Annotated in this window: 8 protein-coding genes; all 8 read right to left on the reverse strand. The window is 70.5% G+C overall.

All coding sequences use genetic code 11. The features are described from left to right. Nucleotides 1-11: 11 nt before the first annotated feature. The 8 genes from ACTHMS_RS04340 to ACTHMS_RS04375 all read right to left on the reverse strand — a co-directional run bounded on the left by ACTHMS_RS04340 (nt 12) and on the right by ACTHMS_RS04375 (nt 10315). Nucleotides 12-3026, reverse strand: coding sequence for a type II secretion system protein (locus tag ACTHMS_RS04340; protein WP_440305444.1), 3015 nt, complete (start codon nt 3024-3026; stop codon nt 12-14). Beyond that, on the reverse strand, nt 3023-3772 hold the full coding sequence (locus ACTHMS_RS04345) for a hypothetical protein (RefSeq protein ID WP_440305445.1): 750 nt from the start codon (nt 3770-3772) through the stop codon (nt 3023-3025). Before ACTHMS_RS04345 ends, ACTHMS_RS04340 begins: the two co-directional genes overlap by 4 nt. After that, nucleotides 3766-4197, reverse strand: coding sequence for a type IV pilus modification PilV family protein (locus ACTHMS_RS04350; protein ID WP_440305446.1), 432 nt, complete (start codon nt 4195-4197; stop codon nt 3766-3768). Before ACTHMS_RS04350 ends, ACTHMS_RS04345 begins: the two co-directional genes overlap by 7 nt. Before the next feature lie 102 nt (nt 4198-4299). After that, on the reverse strand, nt 4300-4713 hold the full coding sequence (locus ACTHMS_RS04355; RefSeq protein ID WP_440305447.1) for a type IV pilin protein: 414 nt from the start codon (nt 4711-4713) through the stop codon (nt 4300-4302). Nucleotides 4714-4831: 118 nt separating this feature from the next. Then, on the reverse strand, nt 4832-5971 hold the full coding sequence (locus ACTHMS_RS04360; protein WP_440305448.1) for a hypothetical protein: 1140 nt from the start codon (nt 5969-5971) through the stop codon (nt 4832-4834). Beyond that, the gene (locus tag ACTHMS_RS04365; protein ID WP_440305449.1) at nt 5971-7224 is read right to left on the reverse strand and encodes a type II secretion system F family protein; all 1254 of its coding nucleotides are present in this window, start codon (nt 7222-7224) and stop codon (nt 5971-5973) included. Before ACTHMS_RS04365 ends, ACTHMS_RS04360 begins: the two co-directional genes overlap by 1 nt. Next, on the reverse strand, nt 7224-8300 hold the full coding sequence (locus ACTHMS_RS04370) for a type IV pilus twitching motility protein PilT (RefSeq protein ID WP_440305450.1): 1077 nt from the start codon (nt 8298-8300) through the stop codon (nt 7224-7226). Before ACTHMS_RS04370 ends, ACTHMS_RS04365 begins: the two co-directional genes overlap by 1 nt. Before the next feature lie 332 nt (nt 8301-8632). Continuing rightward, entirely contained in the window at nt 8633-10315 is a 1683-nt protein-coding gene (locus ACTHMS_RS04375) for a GspE/PulE family protein (protein ID WP_440305451.1), read from the reverse strand. Between the last annotated feature and the right edge of the window lie 252 nt (nt 10316-10567).

Genomic DNA, 10567 nt, shown 5'->3' on the forward strand with positions numbered 1-10567 from the left:
GACGGCGGCGGTCATGACCCGCTCACCGCGCTGGTGCTGATGACCTGCCACGTGCCGTTGGAGTTCACGCCGGACAGCTGCGGCAGGTAGGGGAGCCCTCGGGTTCCCATCGTGCTGTCCCACGTGATGTTGAGGGTGTAGCCCGACGTCGGCCGGGTGGTCGCGTCGCTCTTGATCTCCCACTGCACGCCGAGCGGGCCGTGGTGCAGCTGGTACACCCCGCCGGTGACGGTCACCGACCGCAGGCCGCCGGCGGCCAGGGTGCCGTCGGGGTCGTAGCCGGCGCCTCGGTCGTAGTTGTCGGCGTAGAAGGCGCCGCCGAGTGCGAAGATCCCGGCCTGGACGGACACGGTGGCCAGATCCGTGCCGTCCTGCGCGCCCGCGTAGGTCGCGGTGCGGCTGAGGTTGGTGTACTGCCGCGACGGGTGCTTCGCGAAGTTGGACGAGGTGAACTCGAGCACGCCCTTGGGCGACAGGCCTGTCGTGTCGTTCGGGCAGAAGCCGGCCGTCGTCACGGTGGTGGCCGTGTCGGTGCACCGCACCGGGTGGTAGACGCGCACGCTGTCGTTGGCGATGAGGTCGGTGACGTCGGTGCCCGGGGTGTCGTAGGTGAGGTTGCCGGTGATCACGATGTCGTGCTCGGCGACGATGCTGAGCTTGCCGGTGACGTCGCCCTCGACGTACACGTCGCCCGGGCCGTCGGTGTTCGTCTGGTACTTCGTGACGTCGGCGCTGAGCGGGAACGAGGCGGTGGCGGCCGACGCGACGATCGTGTTCGCCGTCGTCTGCTGCCGTGTCGAGGTGAAGTCGAACTGCGGCTTCGCGTTCGCGGTGTCCCAGGCGTAGGACCACGTGCCGCTGCACGAGCCGAGGATGACCGTGCCGCTGCACGACGACTTGGACAGGACGCGGCTCACCGTCACCTTGATCGCGTCCTGGGTGCAGTCGGTACGGCCCTGCGAGGTGCCGTAGGCGGGCTGGCCGAGCAGCGGGTCGCCGTCGGCCTGGGTCGGCGCGGTGAGCGAGGTGTTGGTGCTCGCGCCGGACGCGGTGCCGGTCGTGCAGCCGCTGGTCGTCGCGTAGCCAGGATCGCTGGTCGGCGCGAAGGTCGCGTAGTAGCCGGTGTAGCTCTTGGCCGTGCCGCCGCTGTTCGTCGGCGGGGTCGGCAACGACGCCTGTGTCAACGCGAAGGTCTTGGACGAGGTGAAGCTGCCGCCCGTCCCGATGCCGTCGGCATTGAAGACGCCGTTCAGCGCGGTCTGCATGTCGGTGAGCAGCGACGCGCGGGTGCCGGACACCGTGTCGGTGAGGTGGTACGCCGCGGCCTGCACCTGCGCCTTGAACTGGGTGTACGTCTTCCCGAGGTCGGTCTCGAAGTTGTACTGGTTCAGGTTGCCGTTGCCGCTGCCGAGCAGCGTGCCGTCGCACGTCGCCGTGAGCGAGCAGTCGTAGGTCCAGTCGAGGTTCCAGGCGCCGTCGGCCTTCGGCGCCGGCAGTTGGACGAGCCCGCCGAGCAGCGACGTGATGAGACTGCCGTTCGACGCGACGTTGTTGTCGGGGGTGCTCGTGGTCGTGGTGACCGTCGGATTCGGCAGCGTGGCGCCCGCGCCCGTCGTCGACTTCAGCTGGAAGATCGGGGTGCCCGGCGTCCACGCGGTCGACGAGGTCAGCGGCGACTTGTGCACGTACACCAAGGTGTTCGCGACCGGGATCTTCGCCTCGACCACGCTCGGCGACCCCGCCCCCGCCAGCCCCGCCGGCACGTTCGGCGCCGAGACGCCCGAGTCGCCCGAGGTGGTGCACGCGCTGCCCGCGTTCGCCGCGGTCAACGGGCTCGTGACGTAGGCGTAGGCGCCCTTCACGAACACGCGGGTCGGGCCGTAGTACTCGCACACCAGCGTCGCGGTGTTGCTCGTGAGCGCGGCCGCACCCGACGCCGGCAGCGCGAGCGTGAAGCCCGCCGACACCGGACGGTTCACCGCGTTCGAGCCCGCGCCGATGTACGGGAACGGGTTCCACACCTGGCCGCCCGCCGGGCTGTCGCTGGTGCTCCAGGCCGACTGCGGCGCGACCGTGAACGAGGGGCCGGTGCCGTTCGCGGTGCCCGCGCTCAGCAGGTACGCGTCCCGCGAGTACATCTGGCCGTTGATGGTCGTGCCACTCGTGAAGTCGACCTGGCAGACGCCGTTGTGCGTGGGGTCGGGCACCGAGCCGCCGGTGGCCGAGACGAGCGGCTCCTGGAAGTCGTAGCCGAGCGGCAGGCCGCTGGCGCGCGAGAACCGTCCGGCACCGCTCGTGCTCGCGTTCACCGTCGAGGCACCGGTCGCCGGCGTGTAGTAGAGGGCGTCGCACCACTGGCTGCCGGTCGCGCCGGTCGTCGGCACGCCGCCCCACACCACCTTGGTGAGGCCGGTGTCGGCGCCCGCGGCGCTCAGCGTCGACGCGTCGTCGAAGGCGATCGTGCGCGGGCCGAACTCCGACTGCACGAGGCTGGACGGGATCGTCTCGTAGGTCGAGTAGTACGCGTACTTGGTGTAGTCGGCGCCGCTGATGTCGGCGATCAACGTCTTGCTGGTGGAGAACGGCTGGCTCGGGCTGGTGCCGACCGTGCCGGTCGACTTCACCCGCACGAAGGAGCTGGTGACGGCGACGACCTGGTAGCTGTAGGACGCCTGGTTCTGCGTGGTGAAGGCGTTGGCGGTGTCGGCGCTGACGAGCTGTGCGGTGTGCGCGCCCGAGCCAGGGCCGAGCCCGGCGCAGGCGCCCGCGTTGGTCGCGAGCACCGGCAATGACGTGCACCCGCTCGCCGCGAGCAGGCTGGCGTAGTAGGCCTGGATGCCGGCCTCGGCGGCGGCGAGCGCCGACTGCTCGTTCGCGCTCTTCTTCGCGGGCCGCACGTTGCCCTCGGCGCCCACCGTGAGGAAGGTGACCAGCAGCGAGATGATCGTCGCGACCATGAGCACGTAGACGAGCACGAAGCCCTGCTCGCCCTCGGCGCGGCGCACGCGGTGCAGGCGCGCGATCATGTCGTGCCACCGAGCACGGTGACCGTGGTGTCGTAGCTCTGGGTGTGCTTGCCGCTGGCGTCGGCGACGGTGAAGTCGATGCCCACCGACGTCACCTGCGACAGCGCGGTGGTGGTGCCGTTGCTCACCGACGCCGCACTGACCGACGCCGGTGTGTTCGCGCAGCCGGTGACGGCGGCGAACGGGGTGGTGGACGCGAAGGCCGAGCCGTAGTCGACGGTCGACAGCATCTGCCCCGGGTTCGGGGTGAACAGAGTGCTCGCCGACACCGTCGCGTGCTGCGCCAGGCCGAGCACGCGGCACAGCGTGCGGTTGTAGGTGGTCTGGCCGGGGGTCACCGTGTACCGCGCCTCGAGCAGTGCCCCGTTGCGCAGCGCGAGCCACACCATGGTGGGCGGCGTGCACGTCGCCGCGGTGGCCGACTTGTTGTCGAGGTTGCTGTAGAACAGCGTCTCGCGCGCGGTGATCCACTCGAACCGGTGGGCCGTCGCGCCGACGCTGCACGTGGTGTCGGTCTGGGGCGCGTCCGCCGCCTGGATCAGCGACTGCCACGTCAACAGGGTGGCGCGGGCGTTGCCGGTGCCCAGCAGCGCGTCGGAGGTGTCGTTCACCGCGTCGTTGCTGCTCGAGAACACCAGCAGGGTCGCGGCGCCGCAGATGGTGGCGAGCACCATCGCGACGAGCAGCTCGACCAGGCTGGTGCCCGCGTCGTCCGCACGTAGGCGGGTGAGCCCGGCGGTCAGCATGCGAGCACCGAGTCGGTGCGGGCGCTCGGTGCGCCGGTCGACGTGCTCACGCCCGGCGCGTACACGAGGATGCTCACCGTGCGGGTGCCGCCGGTCGCGCAGGTGCCGGCAGGGTTGACCGCGATGCGCACGCCGTAGCCGTTCACCGTGGTCGGGAACGTCGACGGCACCGTCTTGTCGCGCTGGAAGCCGGCGAGCAGCGACTGTGCGATGGTGCTCGCCTGCGTGCGCTGCCGGCTGTACTTCGCCGACACCATGTCGTCGACGATGGCGCGGGCCGAGACGGTCGCGACGATCACGAACAGCACCATGGCGACGAGCACCTCGATGAGGGAGAACCCTGCGTCCGACGCCTCGTCCGGGCCGCGCAGGGGTCGCCGGGCTGGACGGACGGTCGACACCGCGACACGGACACGGTCGGACACAGGGTTCACCTCCTCAGGGGCGAGCCACCACGGGGTGCGCCGCGGGACGCGACGCACCGAGCAGGGGCGGAGGCCACGCCTCCGCCCCTCAACGGGCGTTGATCAGCAGCCGGTCGGGACGGCGGTCTCGACCTTGCCGTCGGCCGGCGAGTAGTACCAGGTGCCGTTGTCGTTGGTGCCCTTGACGCAGTAGCTGCTGCCGTTCTGCTTGTACTGCAGCGCGGTCGTGTTACTGCTCATGTGGATCGTGTTCACCAGCGTCGGCAGGTCGGTGTACGTCGCGGCGGTCGGGTACGCGCCGGTGTCGCTGAGGAACTGCTCGAGTGCCGGGGCGGCGTTGCGCACGTCCGACTGCGTCGCACGGTTCTCGGCGCCGTTGCGGTAGTTGAGGTACAGCGGGATGGCGATGGCGACGAGGATGCCGATGATCACGACGACGACGAGCAGCTCGATGAGGGTGAAGCCCTTCTCGCCGTTCGCACGCCGCGCGCGGATGTCGTTGAGCTTGTCGTACATAGGTGAGCCTCCTGGACTCTGTGTGGGGAAGAGCCGGGCTGGGGACCCGGTCGATGTCCGGAGCAGTCCGGGCATCACGCCCGGTCGGCGTGGGGCCGAGGGGCGGGGCTGCGGTGCGCTAGTTCACCCCCGGAGGGATCTGCGCAGTGGTGCTCGAACTGACGGCCGAGCAGGTCGTGTACGCCAGCTTCAGGTCGAGCAGGTTGCCGTAGGCGGACGACGTGATGCCGGTGGGCAGCGCCACGTCGATGCCGACCAGGCCGGCGACGGTGAGATCGAGGCTGCCGGAGAGATCAGCCCCGACCTCGAGGCCCCAGGCGCCGGCCGACGCCTGGGACGAGGAGGTGGTCTTCTGCGCACCCGGGCCGACCGTCAGCGTCAGCACCAGGTTGGACGCGGTGATGAGGCTCATTAGCGAGCCTGCGACCGAGAGCCCGAGCTGCTGCAGCAGGTAGCTCGGTGTGATCGTGATCTTCGCCGTGAGCAGGTTGCTGTTCAGCGTGAGCGAGACCGTGCCGCCGGGGATGGTGACCGTCTGCGTACCGACCAGCGGGTTGCCGCCGACGAGCACGGACAGCAGGCCCGTCCCGCTCGCCACCGACGCGCTGACGGCGTTGCCGAACAGGCCGAGACCGTTGAAGGCGGGCGACGCGGCCGTGGCCGAGGTCGACCCGGTCGTCGGGCACGACGAGGTCGCGGTGACGGTGCCCGCGCCGACCACGTTCAGGCCGAGCACGCTGACATCGGTGAGGGCGGCGCTCGCCACGGCGGTCACCGGTGTGCCGGTGCCGTTCGTGAAGGTGCCGGTGTAGCCGTTCGCCGCCTGCAGGCCGACGTTCACCAGCGGCGCGAGCGGCGCGCCGAGGCTCAGCGTCGAGTAGCAGGCGTTGCCGGCGTTCCACGGCGCCGTCGCGCAACTGGGCTGGCCCGACGGGGTCGTCGTGCTGATCGGGTTGTTCGCGCTCGCGTTGCCGGCGTTGACGATGCCGGTGAGGACACCGGCGAGGACCGTCTGCGGCGCCTGGGTCAGCGCGGCGACGAGCGGGTTCACCAGCCCGGCGAGCGCCGGGTTCACCAGCGGCCCGACCAGACCGCCGAGCGACCCGGTGATCGTCGTGACGGGAGCCAGGGAGCCCGGTGTCGCGTAGCCCGCGGCCGAGTAGGCGCTGGTGGTGGACGCAGCCGTCGCCGGCGCCGCGACCGCCGTTGCGGCGAGCGCGCACGCCGCCACGACGACGGCCGACGAGCGGAGGCGCATCAACTCGTCGCCCCCTGGATGTTCTGGTAGATCGTGAACATCGGCAGGTACAGGCAGATCACCAGCACGCCGATGATCGCGCCCATCACGACGACCATGAGCGGCTCGATCGCCGCGGTGAGCGACTCGGTCGACGTCTCGACCTCGTGGTCGTAGAAGTCGGCGACCTTCTCGAGCATCGCGCTGATCTGGCCCGACTCCTCGCCGACCTCGATCATCTGGGTGACCATCGGCGGGAAGATGTCGTGGCGTGCCAGCGGCGTCGACATCGGCTGGCCGTCGCGCACCGCGTGCTTGACGTCCTGCATCGCCTCGCTGACCACGGCGTTGCCGGTGGTGCCGCCGACGACGTCCAGGGCCTGCATGATCGGCACGCCGACCGAGAGCAGCGTGCCGAGGTTGCGCGAGAACCGGGCGATCGCGATCTTGGTGAAGAGCTTGCCGAAGACGGGCAGCCGCAGCTTGAACCGGTCGAACCCGAGCCGCCACGCGGCGTCGTCGCGCAGCTTGCGCCGGAACGCCTTCGTGGCGACCAGCACGACCGCGATGGTGAGCGGGGCGAGCCACCAGAGCTGGTGGCTCACGTCCAGCACGATCTGCGTCGGCAGCGGCAGGTTCCCGCCGAGCTGCGAGAACATGTGCTCGAAGATCGGCACGATGAAGATCAGCACGGCGAGCACCATCAGCACGCTGAAGGCGATGACGATGGCGGGGTAGGTCAACGCCGCCTTGATCTTGGCGCGCAGCTGCGCGTCCTTCTCGAAGTTCGTGGCGATGCGGTCGAGCGCGCTGTCGAGGAAGCCGCCTGTCTCGCCGGCGTTGATCATGGCGACCATCAGCCGGGGGAAGACGTCGTCCTGGCGGGCCATCGCGGCCGAGAGCGACAGGCCGCCCTCGACCTCGCGCCGCACGTCCTTGATGGCGGCGGCGAGCTTCGGCTGCTCGGTCTGGGTCTCGAGGATCGCGAGCGACCGCAGCAGCGACAGCCCGGCGCCGTTCATGGTCGCGAACTGCCGCGAGAAGATCGCGAGGTCCTTGGACGAGACCCGCTTGCGCCGCAGGCCGGGGATCTGGATCTCCTGCTGCAGGCCCTTGCCGGTCTCGCCGATGAACAGCGGCGTCAGCGCCTGCTGCTTGAGGGAGGCGGCCGCGGTCGACTCGGACGTCGCTTCGAGCTTGCCCTTGCTGCGCTTGCCCGACGCGTCGATCGCCTCGTAGGCGTAGGTGCGGGTGGCGGTGGCGGTGGCGGGCATCAGACGCGTCCCGCCAGACGCTTGAACTCCTCGGGCGCGTGGCACAGCTCGAGGCCCTGCTCGTAGCTGATGGCCGACTCGTGCACGCGCTGCGCGAGGTGCTGGTCGAAGGTCAGCATGCCGTCGGCCCCGGAGGACTGCATGAACGACGGGATCTGGTGGTTCTTGCCCTCACGGATGAGGTTGCGGATCGCCGCGGTCGCGAACATGACCTCGCAGATCACCGTGCGGCCGCTGCCGTCGGCCCGCTTGGCCAGCGCCTGCGTCACGACGCCCTGCAGCGCGGTCGACAGCTGCGCGCGGATCTCCTGCTGCTGGTGCGGGGGGAAGACGTCGATGATCCGGTCGATGGTCTGCGCGGCCGACTGCGTGTGCAGCGTCGCGAGCACGAGGTGGCCGGTCTCGGCGGCGGTGATCGCGGTCGACACCGTCTCGAGGTCGCGCAACTCGCCGACCAGGATGATGTCGGGGTCCTGGCGCAGCACCCGCTTGAGCGCGGTGGCGAAGCCCTCGGTGTCGACGCCGACCTCGCGCTGGTTCACGATGCACCGGTTGTGCTGGTGCAGGAACTCGATCGGGTCCTCGATGGTGACGATGTGGTCGCGCCGGGTGCGGTTGGCGACGTCGAGCAGGCTGGCCAGCGTGGTGGTCTTGCCCGAGCCGGTCGGCCCGGTGACGAGCACCAGCCCGCGCTTGAGGTGCGCGAAGCGCTCGATCTGCTCGGGGATGCCGAGCTCGTGCAGCGGCTTGATGACGTGGGGGATCGCGCGCAGCACCATGCCGTAGGCGTTGCGCTGCTGGAAGCAGTTGACCCGGAAGCGGGAGACGCCCGGCAGGTCGTAGGCGAGATCCATCTCGAGCTCGGTCTCGAACCGCGTCCACTGCGTCTCGGTGAGGACGCTGCGCACCAGCAGCCCGGTCTCCTCGGCCACCAGCGGCGCGTAGTCCGACGGGCCGCCGAGCGGACGGAGATCACCGTGCACGCGGATCATCGGCGGGGCCCCGACGGTCAGGTGCAGGTCGGAACCGCCGTGGCGCACGAGGTCGACCAGCATCGCGTCGAGCTGGTGCCGCACGTCCGCTCGCTCGGAGCGGACCGGAGCAGGGTAGGGGCGCACTGCATCCTCATCGGCCGGTGGGGAGGGAAGTCAAGTTCAGGGACGGGGTGGGGAGCCCGTCGCCGTCATGTGTGATCGGTGTTAGGTGAGACAGTGTCATGGGCATGACGGAGTGTCAAGACCGCGTGAAGAAAAAGAAGGGACGGAAGTCCCGGCGGCACGGGTCGACCGGGTCGACCTCGGGTCCCGACCGGGACGCGACGGGTCGAACCCCCGCTTGTCCCCCGGCCCGGTCGTTCTCGGGCTCAGGAAACGACTGGGCCGGGGGACAAGCGGGCTTGGACGTCGAGTCAGACGGCGACGCGGAGGACCTCGGCGAGCGAGGTCTCCCCGGCGGCGGCCTTGCGGAGGCCGTCGACGCGCAGCATCTCCATGCCCTCGCTCATGGCGGCGCGCTGGATCTCGTGTGCCGAGGCCCGGGCGACGGCGAGCCGCTCGATCTGCTCGCTCACCGGCATCACCTCGTGCAGCGCGATGCGCCCGTAGTAGCCGGTGTTCGAGCACGACCGGCATCCGACCGGACGCCACAGCTGGGGCGGCGGGGGCAGCAGCTCAGCGGGCCAGCGGGCGCCCTCGAGCTCGGCGGCCGCCGGAGCGTACGGCTCCTTGCACCACTGGCACAGCCGCCGGGCGAGGCGCTGGGCCATGACGCAGTCGAGCGACGACCCGACGAGGAACGGCTCGATGCCCATCTCGACGAGCCGGGTGACCGCCGACGGCGCGTCGTTGGTGTGCAGCGTCGAGAGCACGAGGTGACCGGTGAGCGAGGCCTCGATCGCCAGCTGCGCGGTGACCCGGTCACGGATCTCGCCGATCAGCACGACGTCGGGGTCGCTGCGCAGGATGGCCGGCAGCACCGCGGCGAACGTCAGTCCTGCCTTGTGGTTCACCTGCACCTGGTTGACGCCGGGCAGGCGGTACTCGACCGGGTCCTCGACGGTGATGATGTTGATCTCGGGCTTGCTGATCTCGGTGAGCGTCGCGTAGAGCGTCGTCGACTTGCCCGAGCCGGTGGGGCCGGTGACGAGCAGCATGCCGTGCGGCTTGGTGAAGCTCTCCGCGAAGCGGCGGTGGTTCTCGGGCGTGAAGCCGAGTCGCGACAGCTCGAGGTCGATGCCGCCGGTGTCGAGCACGCGCAGCACGATCTTCTCGCCCCACACCGTGGGCAGCGTCGCCACGCGCAGGTCGACGTGCCGCTGGCCGAGCTGCACGGTGATGCGCCCGTTCTGCGGCACCCGGCGCTCGGTGATGTCGACGCTCGCCATGATCTTCAGCCGGCTGATGAGGGCCGACTGCACGCCCTTCGGCACCGACTCGATCTCGTGCAGCACGCCGTCGATGCGGTAGCGGATGCGCAGGTCGCTCTCGGTCGGCTCGATGTGCAGGTCGCTCGCACGGTTCTCGATGGCCTGCTCGATGAGTGAGTTGACGTAGCGCACGATGGGCGCCTCGTCGCCGAGGGTGTCGATCGAGGCGCTGAAGGACGCGAGGGCGTCGGCGCCCTGCACCGACAGGTCGCTCGCCATCTCGTCGAGGTCCTGCTCGGTGCGCTGGAACCGGTCGACGGCCTTGTTCAGCTCGTCGCGGGCGACGACGACCGGCCGCACCTGCAACCCGGTCGCGGCGCGCACGTCGTCGAGCGCCAGCACGTCGCCCGGATCGGCGACGGCGACGACGATGCCCTCCTCGTCGAACGCGATGCCGAGCACGCGGTGACGGCGCGCCATCGGCAGCGGGATGCGGGCCGCGGCCGAGGCGTCGATCGGGTACGCGGCGAGGTCGACGCTCTGCAGTCCGTAGGCGTCGGCCAGCGCCGCCGCGAGCTCGAGGTCGGTGACCAGCCGGTCGTCGACGAGCACCTCGTGCAGCGGGCGTCCGGACGAGTCGGCCTCGCGCAGCGCCTGCTGCAGCGCCGACGGCGAGACGCCGCGCAGCCGCAGTGCCTCCAGCACGGGGCCGTGCGTCTGGTACATGGCGTCCTCGGTCGGGGGTCGTGGGCTGGGCGTGCGTCGATGTGGGCCCGAGGTTAGCGCCGCGGGCCCTGCCTCCGCCTCGATCGGCCGGAGTGCCCGGCGCACAACGGGACGAGAGTCCCGTTCCGGACAGCGTGCAGGTCACAGCGGCGTCACCGAGCGGGGGTCAGCGCCGTTGGTACGCGTGAGTACTGCCCGTGCCGCACCGATCCCCGGGAGTCGTTATGCGTCCCGCCCGTCTGCTCGCCCTCG

It is taken from the genome of Jatrophihabitans sp., from assembly GCF_051960575.1.
In the GTDB taxonomy this organism is placed as follows: Bacteria; Actinomycetota; Actinomycetes; order Mycobacteriales; family Jatrophihabitantaceae; genus JBQCEE01.

Excerpts from the sequence above, each read along its gene's own strand:
- ACTHMS_RS04340 (WP_440305444.1), bottom strand. The coding sequence starts at position 3,026 with ATGATCGCGCGCCTGCACCGCGTGCGCCGCGCCGAGGGCGAGCAGGGC.
- ACTHMS_RS04360 (WP_440305448.1), bottom strand. The coding sequence starts at position 5,971 with ATGCGCCTCCGCTCGTCGGCCGTCGTCGTGGCGGCGTGCGCGCTCGCC.
- ACTHMS_RS04355 (WP_440305447.1), bottom strand. The coding sequence starts at position 4,713 with ATGTACGACAAGCTCAACGACATCCGCGCGCGGCGTGCGAACGGCGAG.
- ACTHMS_RS04375 (WP_440305451.1), bottom strand. The coding sequence starts at position 10,315 with ATGTACCAGACGCACGGCCCCGTGCTGGAGGCACTGCGGCTGCGCGGC.
- ACTHMS_RS04345 (WP_440305445.1), bottom strand. The coding sequence starts at position 3,772 with ATGCTGACCGCCGGGCTCACCCGCCTACGTGCGGACGACGCGGGCACC.
- ACTHMS_RS04365 (WP_440305449.1), bottom strand. The coding sequence starts at position 7,224 with ATGCCCGCCACCGCCACCGCCACCCGCACCTACGCCTACGAGGCGATC.